We start from the raw sequence: 24,442 nt of genomic DNA, 5'->3' as shown, positions 1-24,442 counted from the left end.
TGTACATTGAGGCATTTCGACAATAGGAAGTGAAATGAGTGGCTAATCTAAGTGTTATTGTCCCTATCTATAATTCAGAACAATATCTTCGCAGGTGCGTGGATTCATTAATTGATCAAAAGCTAAATGAAATGGAGATCATTCTAGTAAACGATGCTTCCCCTGATAATTGTATCGAGATAATGAGGGAATACGAGCTTGCTTATCCACATATGGTTAAGGTTATTGACTCTAAGGAAAACCTTAAGCAGGGAGGCGCGCGTAATTTAGGGATTAAAGCTGCAACAGCAGACTATGTCGGATTTGTAGATAGCGATGATTGGGTCGACGCGATGATGTTTAAGTCCCTGTACGAAGTAGCGATAGAGCGAGATGCAGATATTGTAAGCTGTAATTCCGTTCGTGCAGTGAGTAACACGGAGTTTGTACCTATCCCTGCTCGGGATCTCTCATCGGTAACCGGGAATCTTGATGAACATAAGCGCTTTGAAATATTAATGGATGGAGCTTCATCAGGTATAGTTAGCAGGATCTATAGGAGGAATTTACTTTTAGAGAATGATTTGTGGTTTCCAGAGCGTTTATTTTATGAGGATAACTTGTGGGGACCATTAGTTTTTCTATATGCTACTAGTTATTATCATATTAATGAAAACTATTATTATTATTTTCTTAATCCTAACTCCACAGTAACATCGACTGAGAGTATGCATCATTTTGATCGATTAATAATCGAAACTATGAAATTAGAAGAATATAAAGCTAGAGGATTCTATGATAGGTACATAGATGCAATAGAATACAATTTTATTAATCTTTATTATGTTAACTCGCTGCACTTATCATTCTCTAGATTTAGCAGACCACCGTTTCATAAGGTATTCGAGATGAGAAAGTACATGCAGGATAACTTTCCGGAATATAGAAAAAGTAGATTCTTTGATCGAGTAAGTGACTTTGGACGAGTATTGACAGGATTGAATGATATCAGCCCATATAAGGCATATGAATGGTATAAATCAGTCATGCTCCAGAAAGAGGTTGTGCAATGAATTATCAAGGGAAAAAGATCTTGTTAATAGGTGGCACAGGTACAATCGGTCAGGGGTTGTTAGATCGTTTGTTGAATGAGAATCCCGCTGTGATAAGAATATTGAGCCGTGATGAATATAAGCAATACGAGCTGCAAAGAAAATATCGTGAGTATTCCAACATTAGATATTTGATCGGTGACATTAGAGACTATCAACGCCTAAGACGGGCAATGGAAGGAATAGACTATGTATTTCATGCTGCTGCCATGAAACATGTTCCAGCTTGTGAATACAACCCCTTTGAAGCAGTACAGACTAACGTACTGGGTACTCAGAATGTTATCCAAGCAGCACTTGATCTTGAAGTTGAAAAAGTCATTTTTACCAGCACAGATAAGGCTATTGCTCCAACAAATACATACGGAGCTTCTAAATTAATGGCAGAGCGTTTAATCTCTGCAGCCCAATACCAAGCAGGCTCCAAAAGAACCATATTTGCTGCAGTACGATTTGGCAATGTAATGGGCTCTAGGGGATCAGTGATACCATTGTTCCAGAAACAAATAAAGGAAGGCCGTTATGTAACGATTACTTCCAAACAAATGAGTCGTTTTATGATGTCATTAAATGAAGCAACTGATCTTACCTTGAAAGCGATGGAAATTGCTCAAGGTGGAGAAACATTTGTTTTGAAGATGCCGGTCATTAGACTGATGGATCTTGCAGAAGTCATAATTGAGAATACCTGCTCAGAGCTTAATATAAGAGCTGATTCTATCGAAATGAATGAGATTGGTGTAAGACCGGGAGAAAAAATGTTTGAGGAGCTTATGACAGCAGATGAAGCGGAGCATGCACTTGAATTAAGGCACATGTATATCATCTCGAATATGTTTATGAATAAACATAATTATTCAGATGCTAAGCCTGCAGTAAAACAAGCGTACAGCTCTAACCTTGTAAAGCCCATAACAAAGGATGAATTGAGAACGTTGTTACTGAAAAATGAACTGATTCAACCAGTTAAAGAGGATGTATATGGAACTCCGTCCTATTAGTATGAAAGATGCCGATTGGATGCTTAGAACACGTAACCTTGAATCCATCAGAATGCAGTCTATTAATACGAGTGTTATATCACTTGAAGATCATATAAAGTGGATGGAGTCGACTCTTCAGAATACGTCACGAAAAGTATGGATAACAGAAGCAGACGCCTTTCGAATTGGAGTATTAAGATTAGATGGGTGTCATCCTGGTGTCGAAGTGAGCATCTATGTTCATCCGAATCATTCATCTAACGGTTATGGTACCCAGATGATAACAGAGTCAATAAAGCTTGCAAAAATACACTTTCCGAATGCCTACTATCTGAAAGCGATCATTAAATCAACAAACGCTGCTTCAATTAAGGTGTTTCAGAAAGTGGGCTTTACAAAAGCATATGGGAATGAAGATATATCGGAATATTATTTCAATCTAGGGAGTTCAGAGACATGAAGACGATAGTTATCATTCAAGCCCGTATGGGATCAACTCGATTGCCAGGAAAAGTTCTAATGCCGCTTAACGATAGTCCAGTGCTGAAATATGTTGTTGAGCGTTCTAAACAGATAGACGGTGTGAACGATGTAATTGTAGCTACTTCAACTTTAGTCGGAGATGATCCGATAGAGCAATGGTGCCTGGAACATGATATTCCCTGCTATAGGGGCTCTGAAGAGGATGTCCTTGCACGTTATTATGAATGCGCTCGAATCTATCAACCGCAGTATGTAATTCGTGTGACTGCAGACTGCCCTTATGTGGATTACCATATGGCAAGCGAAATTGTTAAATCCATGATGAAGAAACCAGTGGATATAATTCGCGTAAATGGTGAACTTCCTCGTGGCTTGATTGTAGAAATGATATCTTTTAAAGCACTTAGCTACATATTTGAACACGGGCATGAAGACAGACATCGTGAACATGTTACTTATTATGCATATGAATACCCGAATCAGTTTACATTCAGTTATTTAGAGCCTTCAGCACAGATAACTTACCCTGAATTACGAATTACACTTGATACTCCTGAAGACTACGCTGTATGTCAAGCGGTAGCAGCACACTTTAAAGGAGATATCTTGGTGTCAGCGGAAAAGGTTATACAATATTTACGCGAGCACCCTGATATAGCCAATATGAATGCAAGTATTCAGCAAAAGCCGGTTATATAATGGGGGTATCAACATTGCCTAAACATATACTTTTTCGTGTTGACGCTTCCTATAAGATTGGTACAGGACACGTGATGCGTTGCCTTGTGCTTGCTGAAGAGTTGTTGAAGAAGGGCTGCAAAGTAACATTTATATCGTGTAATATGCCGCTAACCTTAATTAACAAGCTAGAGAATATGAAGATACAAGTTATTGAATTGTCCTTTGATAATCATGATAGTCAATTCAATATGGAAGAAGACGCATCCAAAACAGTTAAGTACATAGAGTGTTGTCAACCAACAGCAGATATTCTAGTTATAGATCATTATATGGTCGATGAAAGATGGGAAAAGAAAGTTAGACCCTATATAGAGACTATTGCAGTAATTGACGACCTGGCCAACCGCAGGCACGAATGTGATTGGCTGTTAGATCAGAATTATGTGAAGAATATGTCGGTACGGTATGAGGGTCTTGTGCCTTCAACATGCCGACTCTTTTTGGGTCCGGCATATGGACTGTTTCGGAACGAATTCCACCATCAGAGAAGGCATGTGAAGGTTAGAACTCGAGTAGAGAGGGTATTGGTGTCATTTGGAGGGACAGATCCAACAAACGAAACACTACGAATTATTGAGTTATTGGAAGAGGAGCTTCTCCCTTCCTGTATCTATAATATAGTGGTAGGTTCTCTGAATCCGTATAAAGAAGTTATAAAGAAAAAGTCTAGTCAGCTTCACAATGTTAATTATTATGAAGACGTGACCAATATGGCTGAACTGATCGTTCAAGCAGACTTGTGTATTGGAGCAGCTGGCATTTCATTGTGGGAAAGGTCTGTGTTAGGTCTTCCATCAATTATTATAGTTGTAGCTGATAATCAACGTGATTCAGCTTCTGAAGTTGCGGATACCGGCTTAGGATGGAATCTAGGCTGGTATTCAGATGTATCAGGAGCAGACATTGCCAATATTATTACTTCACTTAAGGATAATCCCACACAATTAAAGTTAATGAGTGAAAGGTTAATGGAATTCATAGATATATCCAATAGGGATGGTGATGACATACACCCTTTTGCTAAAGCGTTATTAGGAGGTAAAGGACATGCATGAGATTGCAATAGGCAATAGACTCGTTGGTAAACAGCATCGGCCATTTATAATCGCTGAGATGTCTGGTAATCACAACCAATCGCTTGAGAGAGCTTTGCAAATAGTGGAAGAAGCAGCGAAGACAGGTGTCGATGCCTTAAAACTTCAAACCTATACTGCAGATACTATGACATTGGATATATCAGATGGTGAGTTCTTTATTGAAGATCCCAATAGTCTTTGGAAGGGAAGTTCTCTTTATTCCCTATATCAACAGGCTTATACACCATGGGAGTGGCACAAACCAATATTTGATCGCTGCAAAGAACTTGGGCTTATCGTGTTTAGCTCTCCATTTGACCAGACGGCGGTTGATTTCCTAGAGGAATTGGATGTTCCGGTCTATAAAGTAGCATCTTTTGAAAATACGGATCATCGCTTGATACGGAAGATAGCGCAAACTGGAAAACCAATCATCATGTCTACAGGGATGGCTACAGCTGCTGAACTAGATGAGTCAGTACGGGTTGCTCGTGAAGCAGGATGCAAGGAGTTGATCTTATTAAAATGTACAAGTACTTATCCTGCGACCCCAGAACATACAAATTTGAATACAATTCCACACATGGAACAGTTGTTCAAATGTCAAGTAGGTTTATCTGACCATACAATGGGGATCGGAGTTTCAGTAGCTAGTGTTGCTATGGGGGCAACCGTTATTGAAAAACACTTTACATTGTCTCGTGCTGATGGTGGAGTAGATTCTGCATTCTCCATGGAACCTGAGGAAATGAGACAACTGGTTATAGAGAGTGAACGTGTATGGCAAGCTATGGGACAAGTATCATACGGTCCCACTTCAGTAGAAAAGGCATCTTTAAGATTCCGTAGAAGCTTATATATTGCACAGGATATTCGTGCTGGGGAAACGTTGACCGAGAAGCATATTAAAGCTATTCGCCCAGGCTTTGGTCTTCCTACCCAATACGCAGATGTATTTATTGGCCGACAAGTGAAGCAGGATGCTGCCAAAGGAACACCACTATCATGGGATCTAATCTAGAATAGAGTGTAAATGGAGGACACGCATATGAATATATTACTGACAGGTGGTGCCGGATTCATTGGGCGCTGGGTAGCAAAGCAATTGCTGGAGGATGGCCATCATGTTTGGATACTGGATGATCTGTCCAACGGCAGATTAGAGAACTTAGCTGAGTTCAGTCAACATACTGGCCTTAAAGACTTTATTCAAGATTCGATTCTGAATGAAGAGCTTTTAAGCAACCTGTTTAATGAGTATAAGTTCGATATCTGTTATCATCTTGGCGCATCTATTAATGTACAGGATTCCATAGATGACCCTCGTACCACGTTCAATAATGATACAGTAGGTACGTTCTATATTCTGGAGCAATGCCGTAAACATCGCACGAAGGTTGTATTTATGAGCACTTGCATGGTCTATGATCGCTGCAATGATGAGACTGGAATAACAGAAGCGCATCCGATTAAGCCTGCTTCTCCATATGCTGGCGCGAAGATAGCGGCTGAGAATATGGTACTCTCCTATTATTATGCCTACGATCTTCCTGTCGTTGTGGTCAGACCCTTTAATACATATGGTCCCTTCCAGAAGACAGGCGGAGAAGGCGGCGTAGTCGCTATCTTTATCCAGAATGAGCTGAAAGGATTGCCGCAGCGAATCTATGGCTCAGGCAATCAAACGCGTGATTTATTATATGTATCAGATTGTGCCCGATTTGTCGTGCAAACAGGTTATAGTAGCGAAGTTGATGGACATATCGTCAATGCAGGCTTGGGTGAGGATATTTCGATCAATGAATTAGCAGCTAAGATTACGTCAGACCCTGATCGAATCCTTCATGTTGAGCATATTCACCCGCAAAGTGAGATCATGAAGCTTCGCTGCAATTATTCGAAAGCTGAATATTTACTAGATTGGAAGCCTCAAGTTAGCCTTGATGAAGGTATTGCTTTAACTATGGCGTGGATTAAGGAACATGGGATGATGCTATAAGGAGGCTTCTATTCATGACGGAGAACCATAAGAACACTTTCATACCTTATGGCAAGCAGTGGATCGATGAAGCGGATGAACAGGCTGTTTTATCAGTACTTCGAAGTGATTACATTACTCAAGGTCCATGGATCGAGGAGTTTGAGGCTCGTATAGCTAACCGTGTAGGTACTAAATATGCAGTAGCATTCTCCAATGGAACTGCTGCTCTGCACGGCGCTTGTTACGCGGCTGGAATTGGAGCGGGTGATGAAGTCATCACATCTCCAATTACGTTTCTAGCCAGCGCCAACTGTGCGTTGTATCAAGGTGCGAAGCCTGTATTTGCCGATATAGATATGGATACCTATAATATTGACCCTGATCAGATTATTCGACATATATCTGAGCGGACAAAGGCAATTATTCCCGTAGACTTTTCGGGTCAGCCGGTAGAAATTGATCGAATAATGGATATTGCCAGAGAAAATGAACTCGTAGTTATAGAAGATGCGGCGCATTCTCTAGGGGCGACATACAAGGGCAAGCCCGTAGGATGTTGGGCGGATATGACGATGTTTAGCTTTCATCCTGTTAAGCATATAACGACAGGTGAAGGCGGCATGATTGTAACGAATAATAAAGAGTACTATGAGAAGCTGATTCAGTTTCGCAGTCATGGTATGACGCGCAACCCGGAGCTGCTGACTCGGAACGACGGCCCATGGTATTACGAGATGCAAAGTCTCGGATACAATTATCGTATGACCGACATTCAAGCTGCTCTTGGAAGCTCTCAATTGAACAGGCTAGATGAGTTCGTTGCAAGAAGACAACAGATAGCGGCCTCCTATAACGCTGCTTTTGCGGAATTGGAAGGGATCGTTCTACCTGCTCAAGCTCAAAACACTTATTCAAGCTGGCATCTATTTGTAATTAGATGGAATACGCAATATTTCAAGGTAGATCGACGATCCATATTCGAATCTCTTCGCGCTGAGGGGATTGGAGTGCATGTTCACTATATCCCGGTGTACAAGCAACCCTACTATCAATTGCTGGGCTATGGCAACGAGGAATGCTCGAATGCTGAGGTTTATTATGATACAGCGCTGACTTTGCCGATCTTTCCTAAGATGACCGATCGAGAGATTAGCACAGTTGTATCCGCAGTGAAAAAAGTTTATTTTACGTGTCATAACTCAACCAATAATTAGTTTTTTTTATATCCAATTAGGATGTATTTTTCCCATAATTATCATTGACACCGTTTCCACTGGGTGATATAGTCGAAATTGTGAGGGTCACCCTTACTGATTTGAAGATGAAGGGAATGTTTAGAGATGCAAGGTAAAGTTAAATGGTTTAACGCAGAGAAAGGCTATGGCTTCATCGAGACTGCAGAAGGTAACGACGTATTCGTTCACTTCTCCGCTATTCAAACTGACGGTTTCAAAACGTTGGAAGAAGGCCAAGCTGTTGAATTTGATATCGTGGAAGGCGCACGCGGACCACAAGCAGCTAACGTAATCAAATTGTAATTGTTACGGCAATCGCCGAATAATATATGATTTCGATTAGCTAACCCCCAGCTTTGCTGGGGGTTTTTATTATGGTTTGGTTTCTAATGACGAACAGCATTATTGACGATATATAGACTAGTTATTTTATGAATTATAGCGCTGTCATACTCTTGAGGAATTAATTCAGTAACTAGTACGAAGCGCCATCTGCAACAAAGTACGTAAACATCAGAGCACTAGGAGGATACAATGGCAGAACATTATAGATTATCAGCACCAGGTCATTGTAACATTTATACGAATACACCAAGAGAAATAGATATCGTCTATTCTCTGCCTAACAAAGGGGTAAATGAGGAGACGGGGGTCGTGTTATTAATCCCTGGATTCGGTGCTACTACAGAATCTAGAGTGTATCAGAAAATGAGAGATCAGTTCGCGGATCAATACAATCTCATCGCAGTTCAATGTCATTACTTCGGGCAAGAGTTTATGCAACTGGATGTTCAAGAGGAGAATATTGAGAACTTTAACGATATGTCCTTTATGCAGTCCATTGATAATATTACAGCTGTGCTTACAGTTGTTGGAATACTTAAAGAGCAAAACCGTGATATAAATTACGGAAAGATCATTGTACTCGGGCAGTCGCATGGATCATATTTAGCGTATCTGTGTAATGCATTCGCTCCAAAATTATTTACATTATTAATTGATAACTCTTCCTATTTATATCCTTTATATCTGCTGTCAGATCGTATACTAAATACTGAGGATAAACAAATTAGGTTTCATTATATCGCCGCAGACTTTCCACAAGAAAAAGAAGTATTTTATCTGCCTTCACTTTATAGGAAATTCAATAATGTATGTAGGATTGTAAGCTATAACGGAGACCAAGACTTGATGGTGCCTGCTGCAAGCAAGAAGAAGTTTTGCGAGCAAGTCGCTAACGTGGAGTTTAACCTAATCACTTTAGATGAAGTAGAGGGGATAGTATTTAAATCAAATACCCATGGACTAGGGGCGGATTTCCTCTTGTTATTTGAAAAAGTAATGTCTAATGTCAAATTCGAGCAGAAGAGATCAATTGAATTACCTAGAGTGAATATTAAGACGAGTGAACATTTATTTACTATTGATTATTCAAGTGGATTGTTACAGTTTTTTGCTCTGATCTTATAATTCACCCCTCCATCTCAGTCATATAAACTGTAAGTAAATGTACATAAATAAGTCTGGCTGACGTTTTGAATTGAGATACTCGGCTGTGGTATAATACAGGTAAGCAAAGGAGGAGTTCCTTATGAAATACAGCATTCGAGGTCAACAAATTGAAGTCACAGAAGCTCTTCGCGATTACGTTGAGAAAAAGATTGGTAGACTTGAACGCTATTTCGAAACACCACCATCATCCGATGTGAACGTTACACTCAGTGTAACGCGCGACCTGCACAGTGTCGAAGTTACGATTCCTATGCCTGGCTTGATTCTTCGAGCAGAAGATCGCAGCAACGATATGTATGCGTCTATCGACCTTGTGGTGGAGAAGCTGGAGCGCCAGATTCGCAAGCATAAGACGAAGGTCAATCGCAAGATTCGCCAGCGTCAAGAAGGCGGCTTGAAGCAACTGTTTACAGAAGCAGCCCCTGTTGCTACTGTAGAGGATGAAGACGAGCTCGAGCTTGTGCGTACGAAGCGGTTTACGTTGAAGCCAATGGATGTTGAGGAAGCGATCCTCCAGATGAATATGGTCGGACACAATTTCTTCGTTTTCTCGAACGCGGAGACGAAGGAAGTCAATGTGGTGTATCGCCGGAATGACGGACGTTATGGCCTCATTGAACAAGGCTAAGAAACGGTAGTAACCAACCGCCTGATATAGACGGTTTCTAATGCCAATAATGAATTGAGCCTAATTCCACAACGGAATAGGCTCTTTTCACGTATAATAGATATTATAACTCATGATTATCGGTCGAAACGAGACTTGAGCGGTTGCGGCTCTCCCGTGAAACTGTTACAATTTATTGCAAACACGAGTCAACGGATAAGTTCTCCACCTTCATATAATGATGATGGTGACGACCACAACGATCTGTTTGGGGCGAAAGGGGTTAACCATGCTAGGACTTGTTAAAAAAATATTTGGCGATGTCAATGAACGCGAAGTAAAGCGTATCATGAAGACCGTTGAGGTCATCAATGGCTTAGAGCCAGAATTCGTAAAATTAACTGATGAACAGCTCAAAGCGAAAACGGTAGAATTCCGTGAGCGCTTAGAGAAAGGAGATACTCTGGATCAATTGCTGCCTGAAGCATTTGCAACGGTGCGTGAAGCGTCCAAGCGTGTATTGAACAAGCGTCACTATGATGTTCAGTTGCTTGGCGGTATCGTTCTGCATGAAGGCAAGATCGCAGAGATGAAGACGGGTGAAGGGAAGACGTTGGTTGGTACGCTTCCGGTTTATTTGAACGCACTCGCAAGCAAGGGTGTTCATGTCGTCACGGTCAATGACTACTTGGCTACACGCGACAGTCAAGAGATGGGTCAGATCTATAACTTCCTCGGTATGGAAGTTGGCTTGAACCTTGCGGGCATGGATCCAGACGACAAGCAGCAAGCATATGCAGCGGATATCACATATGGTACAAACAATGAGTTCGGCTTCGACTATCTGCGCGATAACATGGTGCTGTATAAGGAGCAAATGGTACAGCGTCCATTGACATATGCAATCATTGACGAAGTAGACTCCATCCTTGTCGATGAAGCGCGGACACCGCTCATCATCTCTGGACAAGCAGCGAAATCTACTGAAATGTACTTCGCCGCTGACCGATTCATTAGACGTCTGGAGAAGGATGACTTTACTGTAGATGTAAAGACACGCCAAGTTGCACTGTCAGAGGCGGGCGTATCGAAGGCTGAGAAGTCATTCGGTGTCGAGAACCTGTTTGATGTGAAAAATGTTACCTTGAACCACCATATTCAACAAGCGCTGCGTGCACATGTGATTATGCGCCGTGACGTAGACTACGTCGTAACAGAAGGCGAAGTTGTTATCGTTGACGAGTTCACAGGCCGTATGATGGCAGGCCGCCGCTACAGTGACGGCTTGCACCAAGCGATCGAAGCGAAGGAAGAGCTGGATGTTCAGAATGAGAGCATGACGCTCGCGACGATTACGTTCCAGAACTATTTCCGTATGTACCGCAAGCTTGCGGGTATGACGGGTACAGCGAAGACGGAAGAAGAAGAGTTCAAGAGCATTTATGGTCTTGAAGTTGTTCAGATTCCAACGAATAAGCCGAACATTCGTCAAGATATGCCGGATGTCGTCTACAAGACCGTTAATGCGAAGTTCCGTGCTGCTGTAGAAGAGATCGTAAAGCGTCACAAGACGAACCAGCCGGTACTCGTTGGTACGGTATCGATCGAGAACTCTGAGCTGCTGTCGGATATGCTGCGCAAGAAGGGCATTGCTCATAAAGTATTGAATGCGAAGTTCCACGCTGAAGAAGCGGAAATTATATCTCGTGCGGGTCAGCCGGGTTCGGTTACGATTGCGACGAACATGGCAGGCCGCGGTACGGACATTCTGCTCGGTGAAGGTGTGCCGCAAGTAGGCGGATTGCACATCATCGGTACAGAGCGCCACGAGAGCCGTCGGATTGACAACCAGCTTCGCGGACGTTCGGGACGTCAAGGCGACCCAGGATCGTCACAGTTCTATCTGTCGCTTGACGATGAATTGATGCGCCGTTTCGGTGCGGATAACGTGCTTGGCATGATGGAGAAGCTTGGATTCGAAGAAGATCAACCGATCGAATCGAAGCTGATCTCGCGTGCGGTTGAATCGGCACAGAAGCGCGTAGAAGGCAACAACTTCGACTTGCGCAAAGTCGTCCTGCAGTATGACGATGTGATGAACCAGCAGCGCGAGATCATTTATCGTCAGCGTCGTGAAGTATTGGCCGCAGATAATATTCGACAGATTGTTATGGACATGATCGAGCCTTGTATCGATCGAATCATTGACGCACACTGCAATGAGGAAGATATTCCAGAGAACTGGGAATATGAAGAAGTTATTCAATATATGAATCGCCATTTGCTTGAAGAAGGTTCCGTAACGAAAGACGACCTCTGGGGCAAAGAGAAAGAAGAGATTAAGGAATATCTCTTCGACAAGGTTATGTCGAAGTATATCGAGCGCGAACAGCAGATGGGTGAAGAGCTCGTACGCGAGTTCGAGAAAGTGATCGTGCTTCGTGCAGTCGATTCGAAGTGGATGGATCATATCGATGCGATGGATCATCTGCGTCAAGGTATTCACCTCCGCGCATACGGCGGTACAGATCCGCTTCGCGAATATCAATTTGAAGGCTATGAGATGTTCAATGCGATGGTCGCAGCGATCCAAGAAGAAGTATCCACGTATATCATGAAAGCTCAGGTTCAACAGAAGGTTGAACGTCAAGCGGTTGTGGAAGAGAGCAAGATGTCCACTAACGCTGAGCCTGCGACGAAGAAGCCAGTGGTTAAGCAGGCTACGGTCGGCCGCAATGACCCTTGTCCATGCGGCAGCGGCAAGAAGTTCAAACAATGCCACGGTAAGGATGCTTAATCTCTAACCGTGCATATGATATAGACATCGGGCGACCCTCGGGGCGCCCGATGTTGCTGTACTAGTGAAGAATCTACAATAGAGGTGACTCAGATGATCGATCCAAGTGTACGTCATCAACTGCGTGAAGTCGCAGCGAAACTATTAAATCTTAGGGGGTCTCTTTGACTTAGACCTTAAGCTGGAACAGATAGCGGATTATGAAGAGAAGATGTCTGCTCCTAACTTCTGGGATGACAATGAGAAGGCTCAAGCCATAATTGCTGAATTGAATGGTGTAAAGAGTATTGTTGATCAATACCAGACGCTCAAGGAAGAGCAAGAAGAGATCGAGATGATGTGGGAACTTGCTGAGGAAGAGCAGGATGAGAGTCTTGCTGTGGAGATCACCGAGTCCGTGGAGAAGCTATTCGAGAAGGTGGAGAAGTATGAGCTTCAGCTTCTGCTTAGTGAAGAGTATGACAAGAATAACGCAATCCTTGAGCTGCATCCGGGAGCCGGCGGCACCGAGTCTCAAGACTGGGGCCAGATGCTGCTCCGTATGTATACGCGCTGGGCTGAGAAGCGCGGGTTCAAGGTTGAAGTGCTGGACTACCTGCCTGGTGATGAGGCGGGTATTAAGAGTGTAACGCTGCTCATCAAGGGCTTCAATGCTTATGGCTATCTGAAAGCAGAGAAGGGTGTTCACCGTCTGGTGCGCATCTCTCCATTCGATGCTTCGGGTCGTCGACATACCTCTTTCGTATCCTGTGACGTGGTTCCAGAGATTACGGAGGATAGTGCAGTTGAGATTCGTACAGAGGACTTGCGAATTGATGTGTACCGAGCAAGCGGTGCAGGTGGACAGCATATCAATACGACGGACTCTGCCGTACGAATCACGCATATTCCAACTGGAGTAGTCGTGACTTGTCAGACAGAACGTTCGCAGATTAAGAACCGTGAACGTGCGATGACTCACTTGCGCTCCAAGCTCGTTGAGATTAAGATTGAAGAGCAGGAGAAGCAACTTGCCGAGATTCGCGGCGAACAGATGGATATTGCATGGGGCAGTCAGATCCGCTCTTATGTATTTCATCCGTACAGCATGGTCAAAGATCACCGCACACAGAATGAGACTGGCAATGTTGGCGCCGTCATGGACGGCGATCTTGATTCGTTCATTGAAGCCTATTTACGCAGCCGTATACAGAAACCTTCTGAACAATAAATATGCTGAGCTTGTAATGGACCTGCCGCCGACATTGTCGGGGCAGGTTTTTTGATGCACTTGAACGCTGTAGCACAGCAGAGTAAGAGATTAGCTATTATCGAGAGTACTAAGTGTATATTAAAGGAGAGAAATTATGTCATCATCATCTCGCGTCCGGTCATCCAAGAAGAATCGCAGGAGGCCGCTAATACCTCCTAACCATCCCATAAATACGGTCATCGAATACGGAATGATCCTGATCGGCGCATTTATCATGGCGGTTACCTTCAATATGCTGCAACAGCCTAACAACATTGCTTCAGGCGGCATATCGGGGCTATCGATCATATTGAAAGATACATTTGGCTGGAACCCAGCTATTACCCAATATGCTTTCAACATTCCACTCTTCATCCTAGGCGTTTCGCTGCTGGGCAAGCAATACGGCATTCGGACGCTTGTTGGCTCAATCGCATTTCCGACATTTATATATCTGACCGAGAATCTGCCTGCGGGAACGGATAATCAGCTCTTAGCTGCTATCTTCGGCGGAATCGGGATTGGACTTGGTCTTGGGATTGTATTTCGTGGAAGAGGATCTACTGGCGGTAATGCGATTACGGCGCAATTGCTGCATACCTTCGTAGGGATCAGTTTGCCGCTTGCTGTCGCGATATGTGATGGTGTAATCATCCTGCTGGCGGGCTTCATGCTGTCATTTGAAGCGGCGATGTATGCCTTGATTGGGCTATTTGTAATGAGCAAGACGCTGGATGTGGTGCAGCTAGGGTTCAGCTATACGAAGCTCGCTCATATCATAACGGATAAGAATGAGGAGATGAGCAACGCCATTCTTCATGACCTGGATCGAGGCTTGACGAAGCTGCATGCGGAAGGCGGGTATACAGGCGAGGGTCGTCAGGTATTAATGGTCGTCGTCGGACAAACGGAGATCGTAAAGCTCAAGAGCATCGTTCGCTCGGTCGATCCAACGGCCTTTGTCATCATAAGTGACGCGAATGAGGTGTTGGGTGAGGGATTTAAAGTTCATTCGTAATATGCAATGAAAACAGTAAAACCGATCATTACGCAAAGAAGCGTGGTGATCGGTTTTTTGGTGTTACCCCATAAATACGGACCCTGTTGTGAGAGCGTGTGATGACACGAAGCCAGATATCGCTAATTCTATCTTTTCTACACAAAAACTCATAAATCTTAAATTTCAACTATTTCACCCCATACATAATTAACCCCATTTATGCATCAATATCGGTATAACTGAATAATTTTAGCTGAATAAACGTGAGATTTCCCAGTCGCTACAGGGCGAAAGTGTTTTTTTATAAAAGTGGTTGTATTATTATAAATACGATCGTATAATGATACATAAATTGTTTAAGAGGTTTGCAACTAAAACTTCTGCTAGTGAACGGCTAAACGTCATTATAGGGGGAAAAGGAGAAATCATCATGACATCTACGACCATTCGAGCGGCCATCGTAGGCTCTACTGGATACGGTGGCGTTGAACTTATACGTTTGTTGCAGCAGCACCCTCAGGTTCATATCACTTCGGTAATCTCGTCGTCTAGCGCAGGCATGCCGATTGCGGATTGGTTCCCGCACTTGAACCAGATTATGTTGGACACCTTGGATGGCGTAGATCCCGAGGTGATCAAGGAGAAGGCCGATGTTGTATTTACGGCGACTCCCTCTGGTGTAAGTGCGAAGCTCGTTCCGCAGCTCTTGGCGGCAGGCCTTAAGGTCATTGACCTGTCCGGCGACTTCCGCTTGAAGGATGCGGAGGAGTATAAGCAGTGGTATAAGCACGACCCTGTTGATCCCGTTACGCTGGAGCAAGCCGTGTACGGCTTGTGTGAATGGTACGGGAGCGATGTGCAGGGAAAGAGCTTCATTTCGAACCCCGGGTGCTATGCAACCGCCGCGCTGCTTGGCCTGGCGCCTGCACTGCAGGCAGGCTGGCTGGAATCGGACAGCATCATCATTGATGCGAAGTCCGGTGTATCCGGCGCTGGGCGGGGAGTGAACATGGGGGTTCATTTCTCTGAGGTAAACGAGAACTTCAAGGCTTATAAGATCAATAAGCATCAACACACGCCAGAGATCGAGCAGGTGCTGAGCGATCTGACCGGGAAGCCGGTGACCGTGACGTTTACACCGCACCTCGTGCCGATGACGCGCGGCATCATGTGTACGATGTACGCGAAGCTGAACGGACAGTACACGGAACGCGACTTTGTACATTTATACAATGAAAAGTATGAAGGCAGACGGTTCGTCCGTGTGCGGCCGGAAGGGAACTGGCCGATGACGAAGGAAGTGACCGGATCGAACTACTGCGACATCGGCTTTAGTATCGATGAGCGAACGCAGCGCGTGACGATCATCTCGGTCATTGATAACGTCGTGAAGGGCGCAGCAGGGCAGGCAATTCAGAACCTGAACCTGATGATGGGCTGGGATGAGACGACGGGGTTGTTGTTCACGCCAGTTTATCCATAATTACGAGATTCAGTCATTATTCATATATGAAATAGATAGAGTAATAGATTACAAGATGAAGGGCGAGGAGTGCCTTATGAATAGCAAGCTGGCAGACGCTTCGAAGGAAGCGGCAGGCGGAACGCCAATGTTTCATGTAACGGAAGGTTCCGTTACGACACCGCAAGGATTTCGGGCCGCAGGGTTGCACTGCGGCCTCAAGAAGACGACGCGCAACGATATCGGCGCGATCGTATGTGACGTGCCGGCTGCTGCGGCGGCGGTCTACACGACCAACGCCTTCCAAGCCGCGCCGCTTGGCGTGACGCGCGCGAGCATCGCTGTGGAAGGCAAGCTGCAGGCGGTCGTGGTCAACAGCGGAAACGCCAATGCCTGCACAGGCAAGCAAGGCGAAGCTGACGCTTACCGCATGCGTTCCGCATTGGCGGAGCTGCTGGGCATAGAGCCGCATCTTGTTGCCGTAGCCTCCACAGGTGTTATCGGTGAGAACTTGAAGATGGATCGTGTCGAGAACGGCATTGCCGCACTGCCTGCCCAGCTCACGAAGGAGCGGGACGGAGCGGAGCAGTTCAGTCAGGCGATCCTCACGACGGATCTCGTGAAGAAGGAAGTATGCGTAGTTGTGGAGATAGACGGCAAGCCAGTCTCGATCGCAGGAACGGCAAAGGGCTCAGGCATGATTCACCCGAACATGGCGACCATGCTAGCGTTCGTTACGACGGATGCAGCAGTGGAGCAATCGGCTCTGCAGGAGCTGCTGAAGCACACAACAGACCGCACATTTAACATGATCACTGTGGACGGTGATACGAGCACCAACGACATGCTTCTAGTTATGGCAAGCGGCTTTGCCAATAACGACACGCTTAATAAGCAGCATAAAGCATGGGAAGCCTTCGCAGCGGCATTCCACTATGTATGCGCAGCACTGGCAAAAGCAATCGCTCGCGATGGTGAAGGTGCGACGAAGCTGATCGAAGTTCGCGTATCGGGCGCTTCCACTGACCATTCCGCACACGTGATTGCGAAGAGCATCATCGGCTCAAGCCTGGTGAAATCGGCGGTATTTGGCGCTGATGCCAACTGGGGACGGATCATCGCAGCGGTCGGCTACTCTGGAGAGCAGGTGCAGGTGGACACAGTCGACATTTCCGTCGGACCGATAGAAGTGCTTCGCCAATCCACACCAATAGCTTTCGATGAGGAAGCAGCGCTTGCTTACTTAAAGGGAGACACGATTGTGTTCCACGTTAACTTGAATATGGCGGGCGGGGAAGCAATCGCATGGGGCTGTGATTTAACTTATGATTATGTCCGCATTAATGCGGCGTATCGAACATAGAGGCTTGGCACATGGGAGAGCAGTACGAAGCTGCCCTCGATGATCAACAAATCATACTTCGTAAGAACAGAGAACAGAGAACAGGAGGAGAACCGGATGGGAAACGAGCGTTTAGTTATGAAATGCGGAGGCAGTACGCTGGCGGCCTTGCCGGATTCCTTCTATGAACAACTCCGTGATGTGCAGGCTAGCGGGACCATGCCTGTCATCGTGCACGGCGGCGGGCCGGCAATCTCGGGAACGCTTGAGAAGCTGGGAATCGAGACCGAATTCATCAACGGCTTGCGCAAGACAAGTGAAGAAGTGCTGGATGTTGTGGAAATGGTGCTCGCAGGCAGCATGAACAAGCAAATCGTGCGTAGGCTTACGCAGGCCGGAGCTGCTGCGATCGGGCTGTCGGGCACGGACGGCGCCATGATTCAGGCGCAGCCGGTGGCGCAAGCCGCTGAGATTGGCTTCGTCGGGGATGTAACCCATGTGGATGCTTCATTGATTACAGGGGTAATCAAAATGGGCTACATCCCGGTTATCGCGCCGATTGGCATCGACGCCGCAGGACAGCGCTATAACATTAACGCGGATACCGCCGCAGGCGCGGTTGCAGCTCACCTCGGCGCTGATCGGCTAATCGTCATCACCGATGTACCAGGAATTATGAAGTCGATAGACGGCGAGAAAGTAGTACTGCCAGTCCTATCAACGGAAGATATAGAGCAAATGATAGTGGACGGAGACATATATGGCGGCATGATCCCCAAGGTTCGCGCCGCGATGCAATGCATGGATGGAGGAGTAGCGGAGGTAGTCATCGCCCAAGGAACTGAGCCGGATGTGATGAGGCGCTTGGCTGCGGGCGAGCAGCTGGGAACACGAATCGTCAAGGCGTACACAGTAGCGGAAAATACAGCAGAAGCAGGAGCGGGTCATCGACGATAGATCACCGCATACCCTGCCACACAGACTCCAACGCACCATGGTGCGAATATACGACTGCGCAATCTACGCTCAAGCTGCGATATGCGCCAACAAAGGGGGATTACAGGATGTCCATGTCCAACGCGACAAATTCTAGCGCAAGCTCCTTGTTTCCAACCTATGCGAGATATCCAATCGCGCTGGTGAAGGGTGAAGGAAGCCGACTCTGGGATGATCAAGGCAAAGAATACATCGACTTTATGTGCGGACTCGCGGTTACGAACCTCGGCCATGCGCCGAAGCGGGTCGCAGACAAAATAAAAGCTCAGCTGGACACCCTCTGGCATGTGTCCAATCTGTTCCACATACCGCAGCAGGAGGAAGCTGCGCAGCTGCTCACGCAAAACAGCTGTGCAGACGCAGTGTTCTTCTGCAACAGCGGCGCAGAGGCGAACGAAGCCGCGATCAAGCTGGCCCGCCGCTACAATCAGAAGATATTGGGCAATGATCGCTACGAGATCATCACCTTCCATCAATCGTTCCATGGCCGTACGCTCGCTACGCTGACCGCAACCGGGCAAGCCAAAGTGCAGGAAGGCTTTGCGCCACTTCCGGAAGGTTTCCGCTATGCTCCATTTAACGATGCAGAAGCTCTCGCATCAGCCATCGGTCCACATACAGCGGCGATTATGCTGGAGATCGTGCAAGCGGAGGGCGGCGTGCATCTGATCGAGCCTGCATTTGCCGAAGCCGTGACACAATTGTGCAAAGAGCATAACTTGCTGCTCATTATCGATGAAGTACAGACAGGGATGGGTCGCACAGGCCGCTGGTTCGCGCATGAGCATTACGGGCTGAAGCCGGACATTTTCACAGTAGCCAAAGGCTTGGGCAGCGGATTCCCAGTAGGCGCGATGCTGGCGCAGGGTCATCTCCGTGAGGCGTTCGGTCCAGGAAGCCACGGCTCTACATTTGGCGGTACACCGCTCGCGATGGCAGCAGTGCTTGGCACACTCGAGACGCATATTGAAGAACAATTAGCGGCGCGCGCAGCTGATACCGGTACCTACTTGATGGCGCAGCTCCACGATAAGATCGGTCATTTGCCTATCGTAACCGAGATCCGCGGCATGGGACTTCTCATCGGCATCGAATGCAAACAGCCAGTGGCTGAGTTTCTTTCGAAAGCTCAAGAAGACGGCTTGCTGTTCGTGACCGCAGGTCCGAATGTCATTCGCCTTCTGCCGAGCTTGCTCGTTACGAAAGAAGACATCGATCTGGCAGTGAATATGCTGCAGCAATTGCTGCAGGAAGCCACGATTCCGGTTTCATAACACCAGCATGATCACGCACGAAGAATACGACCGCACGACACGGAGGGGAATACCGATATGAACCTGAATCTCATTGAACAAATGAAAGGCCGCGACTTCATCGCGCTGGCTGATTATACTCAAGAAGAATTGTATGCACTTATTCATTATGCGATCGAACTTAAGCGTAAGCAGAAGGCAGGGGATCCCGAGCAGCCGCTGAAAGGCAAGACACTGGCGATGGTATTTGAGAAATCATCCACCCGCACACGTGTTTCCTTTGAAGTCGGAATGTATCAGCTAGGTGGTTCGGCGCTGTTCTTAAGCAGTAACGATATCCAGATCGGGCGAGGTGAGCCGATTTCCGATACGGCGCAGGTGCTGTCCCGCTATGTCGATGGCATTATGATCCGTACTTTCGGCCATAACACCGTAATTGATCTGGCTCGCAACGCGACCGTGCCCGTCATCAACGGACTGTCGGATTTCAACCACCCTTGTCAGGCGTTGGCGGATTACATGACCGTATATGAAATGAAAGGCAAGCTCGAAGGTCTCAAGATCGCATACGTGGGCGATGGCAACAATATGGCTCATTCGCTCATGATGGGTGCGGCGAAGTTCGGCATGACGATCGCAGTTGCAACACCGGCGAACTACGCGCCGGATGTGGAATTCGTGAAGCAAGCGTACGAAGTGGCTGCGGAGAATGGCGCCAACATCATGTTGACAAACGATCCGAAGGAAGCGGTCAAGGACGCGGACGTCATTTATACAGACGTATGGGCAAGCATGGGCTTTGAAGCGGAGCAGAAGGAGCGCGAAGCCGCATTCGCGAATTATCAAGTGAACGAAGAATTGGTTGAACACGCAAAGCCGGATTACCTGTTCATGCACTGCCTGCCTGCACACCGCGGTGAAGAAGTTAGCTCGGGCGTCATTGACGGACCGAATTCCGTCATCTTCGATGAGGCGGAGAATCGCCTGCATGCACAGAAAGCAATCATGGCAGCCTTGATGGCTTAATTAACCCCATTAACAGATAACACAACCCAGCGACATCGACGTGCGGGTGGCAGATTGGAAGGAGCGGAACTCATTATGGCTAAGAACAAGATCGTGCTGGCCTACTCGGGCGGCTTGGATACATCGGTTATTTTAAAATGGCTGAAGGAAACATACGACGCGGATATTATCACATTTACGGCGGATATTGGTCAGAAAGAAGAGCTTGACGGCTTGGAAGAGAAAGCCCTCGCTACAGGGGCAAGCAAAGCTTATATCGACAACCTGCAAGCAGAGTTTGCGAAGGACTTCATCTATCCGATGTTCCAAGCAGGCGCCCTCTATGAAGGGCAGTACCTGCTTGGCACGAGCATCGCGCGCCCGCTGATCGCGAAGCGCATGGTCGAGATCGCGCGCGCGGAAGGCGCCATGGCAATCGCGCACGGCGCGACAGGCAAAGGCAACGACCAAGTGCGCTTCGAACTGACGGCGGCTTCACTCGCGCCGGAGATTCAAGTCATAGCGCCTTGGCGTTCCGAAGAGTTCCGCGCACAGTTCCCAGGACGCGCGGAAATGATCGCCTATGCCGAAGCGCACGGAATCCCTGTGCAGGCTTCAGCGGCGAAGCCTTACTCCATGGACCGCAACCTGCTGCATATCAGCTATGAGAGCGGTGTGTTGGAAGATCCATGGTTCGATCCAAGCGCGGATGAGAACAAAGGCATGTACCTCCTCAGCGTCTCGCCAGAGGATGCGCCGGATACGGCGGAATACATCGAATTGACGTTCGAGCAAGGCAACTGTACGGCAATCAACGGCGAGTCCATGACACCGCTCGAAGTCATGGAACGCCTAAATGAACTAGGCGGCAAGCACGGCATCGGCCGCGTCGACATGGTCGAGAATCGCTTCGTAGGCATGAAGAGCCGCGGCGTATATGAAACGCCGGGCGGCACCATCCTCTTCACGGCCCATCGCAAGATGGAATCGCTCACGATGGACCGCGAAGTGATGCACCTGCGCGACTCGCTCATCACGAAGTACAGCACGCTCGTGTACAACGGCTTCTGGTTCGCACCGGAGCGCCTCGCAATTCAAGCGCTCGTGAACGAGAGCCAGAAGAGCGTCACAGGCGTGGTGCGTTTGAAGCTGTACAAGGGCAACATCATAGGCGCAGGCGTCCAAAGCCCTGTGAGCTTATACAACCCGGATATCGCGACGATGGAAGCTGATCCAACTCAAGCTTACGATCAAAATGACGCCACAGGCTTCATCCACCTGAACGCGCTTCGCCTCAAAGTGGCTTCCGGCGTGCATGGTACCAAGGTTCACGGATTATAATCTCATACCACAAGACGAAGCAACGTAAGGAGGAAGCCGTGTGAGTAAGCTATGGGGAGGCCGGTTTACGAAACAAACCGACCAATTGGTAGAGCAGTACACTGCCTCCATCACATTTGATAAGGAAATGGCAGAAGAAGATATACAGGGAAGCTTGGCACACGTCACGATGCTCGGACGCTGCGGCATCTTGCCGCAGGAAGACGTCGAGACAATCAAGGATGGCTTGTACCAAGTGCTGAAGCTGATCCAGAATGGCGAAATGATCTACTCGGTGTCCGATGAAGATATTCACATGAACATTGAGAAGAAGCTGATCGAGCTGATCGGACCGGTAGGTGGCAAATTACATACCGGACGCAGCCGCAACGATCAGGTGGCAACGGATATGCATCTGTATCTGCGCAAGCATGTGATCCTGTTCGTGGAGCTGCTATCCAAGCTTCAGGAAGCGCTGATCCAGCAAGCGGAAGCGAACATCGACACGATCGTTCCAGGGTATACTCATTTGCAACGGGCGCAGCCGATCTTGTTCGCGCATCACCTGATGGCGTACGTGTCGATGTTCGAACGCGACATCGAACGCCTGCAGGACAGCTACAAGCGCATCAATACGCTGCCGCTTGGTGCAGGAGCGCTCGCGGGTACAACGTTCGCGATCGATCGACACTTCGTCGCCGAGCAATTGGGCTTCGACCGCGTGTACGAGAACAGCCTCGACGCTGTCAGCGACCGCGACTTCATCGTCGAGTTTCTAGCAAACGCTTCGCTCATCATGACACATCTCTCTCGCTTCTGTGAAGAGATGGTGCTCTGGTCCAGCACCGAGTTCCAGTTCATTGAACTGGACGATGCTTTCTGCACCGGCTCAAGCATCATGCCGCAGAAGAAGAATCCGGATGTGCCGGAGCTCGTGCGCGGCAAGACCGGCCGTGTTTATGGCAATCTCGTTGGCATGCTGACGGTATTGAAGGCTTTGCCTCTTGCTTACAACAAAGACATGCAAGAGGACAAAGAAGGCATGTTCGACACCGTCGCAACATTAGATGGCGCGCTTCGTTTGTTCGCGCCGATGGTTGCGACGATGAAGGTCAACCGCGACCGCATGCGGCAAGCAGTGCGCCAGGATTTCTCGAACGCAACGGATATCGCAGACTTCCTCGTTCACAAGGGGCTGCCTTTCCGTCAAGCGCATGAAGTCATCGGTAAGACCGTGCTCTACTGTATTCAGAAGGGTGTATACCTGCTCGATCTGACACTCGATGAGTTCAAACAATTCTCACCGTTATTCGACGAGCGAATCTACGATGTGCTCCAGCCGGAGCAAGTGGTCAACGCCCGCGACGTCTTCGGCGGTACCGCTACGCCGCAAGTCACGGCTGCTATCACTCGCGCAGGCGCTGCCGTACAAATAACAAAAGAATGGTTATCCGCACACGAAGCTGCGCTGAAAACAATATAAACCCATGCTCCGTGCGTTAAGCTGGTCCAGCGAGGCCGCACGCGCGTGAGCAGACCATAAGAGCCGTCCTCTGCTGCTTGAAGAGGACGGTTTTGTTGTTTTAGTTGGTTTACTTCTATAACTTATAGCCAACCCCACATGTCTACTAGCCCATCCGCCGCCCTCTAGCAATATGTGCTCAAAGATCCCGAAACCATCTCCCAGTATGTAGTTCACGTAAACCTCTGCCCAATCTCCCAATGGCTCAGGTAATCACGCTCGAAACTGAGAGGAAGTCGATAAACCAGCCTTCACTTGGGAGTAAGTCTGAGCAATCCTCTGGCTAATCTCCTACTAGCTCAGGAGATCACGCTTGAACTAGGGAAATCGATAAACCAGCCACCACTTGGGAATATGTCTGCGCAAACCTCTGCCCATTCTCCCACTAGCTCAGGAGATCACGCTCGAAACTGGGGAAGTCGATAAACCAGCTACCTCTTGGGAATATGTCTGAGCAATCCTCTGACTAATCTCCCACTAGCTCAGGAGATAACGCTCGAAACTGGGGGAAGTCGATAAACCAGCCTTCACTTGGGAGTAAGTCTGAGCAATCCTCTGGCTAATCTCCCATTAACTCAGGAGATCACGCTCGAAACTGGGGAAGTCGATAAACCAGCTACCTCTTGGGAATATGTCTGAGCAATCCTCTTACTAATCTCCCACTAGCTCAGGAGATAACGCTTCGAACTGGTGAAATCGGTAAACCAGCCACCACTTGGGAGTAAGTCTGAACAATCCTCTGACCAATCACCCAATCGCTCAGGTAAAAAAAATTATGACCTTAGTTAGCCTCTAGCCACACACT

At 47.3% G+C, this 24,442-nt stretch carries 21 protein-coding genes; all 21 read left to right on the top strand.

Going from position 1 to position 24,442, the window contains the following annotated elements; all coding sequences use genetic code 11:
* Window positions 1–38 precede the first annotated feature (38 nt).
* On the top strand, window positions 39–1,052 hold the full coding sequence (locus ACXX53_RS17125) for a glycosyltransferase (protein WP_458569890.1): 1,014 nt from the start codon (window positions 39–41) through the stop codon (window positions 1,050–1,052).
* Window positions 1,049–2,092 (top strand): SDR family NAD(P)-dependent oxidoreductase, encoded by a 1,044-nt coding sequence (locus ACXX53_RS17120; protein ID WP_458569889.1) that lies wholly within the window; start codon window positions 1,049–1,051, stop codon window positions 2,090–2,092. Before ACXX53_RS17125 ends, ACXX53_RS17120 begins: the two co-directional genes overlap by 4 nt.
* Window positions 2,067–2,534 carry a GNAT family N-acetyltransferase gene (locus ACXX53_RS17115; protein ID WP_458569888.1) on the top strand — a complete coding sequence of 156 codons (468 nt, stop codon included), beginning with the start codon at window positions 2,067–2,069 and terminating at the stop codon, window positions 2,532–2,534. Before ACXX53_RS17120 ends, ACXX53_RS17115 begins: the two co-directional genes overlap by 26 nt.
* Window positions 2,531–3,256: a cytidylyltransferase domain-containing protein gene (locus ACXX53_RS17110; protein WP_458569887.1), complete on the top strand. Its 726-nt coding sequence runs from the start codon at window positions 2,531–2,533 to the stop codon at window positions 3,254–3,256. Before ACXX53_RS17115 ends, ACXX53_RS17110 begins: the two co-directional genes overlap by 4 nt.
* Before the next feature lie 14 nt (window positions 3,257–3,270).
* The gene (gene pseG / locus ACXX53_RS17105; protein ID WP_458569886.1) at window positions 3,271–4,353 is read left to right on the top strand and encodes a UDP-2,4-diacetamido-2,4,6-trideoxy-beta-L-altropyranose hydrolase; all 1,083 of its coding nucleotides are present in this window, start codon (window positions 3,271–3,273) and stop codon (window positions 4,351–4,353) included.
* Window positions 4,346–5,395, top strand: a complete 1,050-nt coding sequence (pseI, locus tag ACXX53_RS17100; protein WP_458569885.1) for a pseudaminic acid synthase — start codon at window positions 4,346–4,348, stop codon at window positions 5,393–5,395. Before pseG ends, pseI begins: the two co-directional genes overlap by 8 nt.
* 27 nt (window positions 5,396–5,422) lie before the next feature.
* Window positions 5,423–6,373 (top strand): dTDP-glucose 4,6-dehydratase, encoded by a 951-nt coding sequence (locus ACXX53_RS17095; RefSeq protein ID WP_458569884.1) that lies wholly within the window; start codon window positions 5,423–5,425, stop codon window positions 6,371–6,373.
* Between the two features lie 14 nt (window positions 6,374–6,387).
* The gene (gene pseC / locus ACXX53_RS17090) at window positions 6,388–7,569 is read left to right on the top strand and encodes a UDP-4-amino-4,6-dideoxy-N-acetyl-beta-L-altrosamine transaminase (RefSeq protein WP_458569883.1); all 1,182 of its coding nucleotides are present in this window, start codon (window positions 6,388–6,390) and stop codon (window positions 7,567–7,569) included.
* Window positions 7,570–7,695: 126 nt separating this feature from the next.
* Window positions 7,696–7,893 (top strand): cold shock domain-containing protein, encoded by a 198-nt coding sequence (locus ACXX53_RS17085; RefSeq protein WP_019424729.1) that lies wholly within the window; start codon window positions 7,696–7,698, stop codon window positions 7,891–7,893.
* A 231-nt stretch (window positions 7,894–8,124) separates the two neighbouring features.
* The gene (locus ACXX53_RS17080; protein WP_458569882.1) at window positions 8,125–9,060 is read left to right on the top strand and encodes a DUF2920 family protein; all 936 of its coding nucleotides are present in this window, start codon (window positions 8,125–8,127) and stop codon (window positions 9,058–9,060) included.
* Between the two features lie 121 nt (window positions 9,061–9,181).
* Window positions 9,182–9,730: a ribosome hibernation-promoting factor, HPF/YfiA family gene (gene hpf, locus ACXX53_RS17075; RefSeq protein ID WP_458569881.1), complete on the top strand. Its 549-nt coding sequence runs from the start codon at window positions 9,182–9,184 to the stop codon at window positions 9,728–9,730.
* 268 nt (window positions 9,731–9,998) lie between these two features.
* Window positions 9,999–12,506 (top strand): preprotein translocase subunit SecA, encoded by a 2,508-nt coding sequence (secA, locus tag ACXX53_RS17070; protein WP_458569880.1) that lies wholly within the window; start codon window positions 9,999–10,001, stop codon window positions 12,504–12,506.
* 93 nt (window positions 12,507–12,599) lie between these two features.
* A protein-coding gene (gene prfB, locus ACXX53_RS17065) for a peptide chain release factor 2 (RefSeq protein ID WP_458569879.1) occupies window positions 12,600–13,716 on the top strand; the annotation gives its coding sequence in 2 pieces (ribosomal slippage) (window positions 12,600–12,671 and window positions 12,673–13,716; 1,116 coding nt in all).
* 136 nt (window positions 13,717–13,852) lie between these two features.
* Window positions 13,853–14,755 carry a YitT family protein gene (locus tag ACXX53_RS17060; RefSeq protein WP_458569878.1) on the top strand — a complete coding sequence of 301 codons (903 nt, stop codon included), beginning with the start codon at window positions 13,853–13,855 and terminating at the stop codon, window positions 14,753–14,755.
* A 412-nt stretch (window positions 14,756–15,167) separates the two neighbouring features.
* Window positions 15,168–16,220 (top strand): N-acetyl-gamma-glutamyl-phosphate reductase, encoded by a 1,053-nt coding sequence (gene argC, locus ACXX53_RS17055; protein ID WP_458569877.1) that lies wholly within the window; start codon window positions 15,168–15,170, stop codon window positions 16,218–16,220.
* Between the two features lie 127 nt (window positions 16,221–16,347).
* Complete coding sequence (argJ, locus tag ACXX53_RS17050) at window positions 16,348–17,562, top strand: bifunctional ornithine acetyltransferase/N-acetylglutamate synthase (protein ID WP_458570026.1); 1,215 nt, start codon at window positions 16,348–16,350, stop codon at window positions 17,560–17,562.
* Between the two features lie 96 nt (window positions 17,563–17,658).
* The gene (gene argB / locus ACXX53_RS17045; RefSeq protein ID WP_458569876.1) at window positions 17,659–18,498 is read left to right on the top strand and encodes an acetylglutamate kinase; all 840 of its coding nucleotides are present in this window, start codon (window positions 17,659–17,661) and stop codon (window positions 18,496–18,498) included.
* A gap of 113 nt (window positions 18,499–18,611) precedes the next feature.
* Complete coding sequence (locus ACXX53_RS17040) at window positions 18,612–19,811, top strand: acetylornithine transaminase (protein ID WP_458570025.1); 1,200 nt, start codon at window positions 18,612–18,614, stop codon at window positions 19,809–19,811.
* 57 nt (window positions 19,812–19,868) lie between these two features.
* Window positions 19,869–20,816 (top strand): ornithine carbamoyltransferase, encoded by a 948-nt coding sequence (gene argF, locus ACXX53_RS17035; RefSeq protein WP_458569875.1) that lies wholly within the window; start codon window positions 19,869–19,871, stop codon window positions 20,814–20,816.
* Window positions 20,817–20,891: 75 nt separating this feature from the next.
* The gene (locus ACXX53_RS17030) at window positions 20,892–22,136 is read left to right on the top strand and encodes an argininosuccinate synthase (protein WP_458569874.1); all 1,245 of its coding nucleotides are present in this window, start codon (window positions 20,892–20,894) and stop codon (window positions 22,134–22,136) included.
* A 40-nt stretch (window positions 22,137–22,176) separates the two neighbouring features.
* Window positions 22,177–23,598, top strand: coding sequence for an argininosuccinate lyase (gene argH / locus ACXX53_RS17025; RefSeq protein ID WP_458569873.1), 1,422 nt, complete (start codon window positions 22,177–22,179; stop codon window positions 23,596–23,598).
* Window positions 23,599–24,442 lie beyond the last annotated feature (844 nt).

The sequence above is a fragment of the Paenibacillus marinisediminis genome (assembly GCF_054343325.1).
This window is presented reverse-complemented; position numbering and strand designations above follow the sequence as displayed.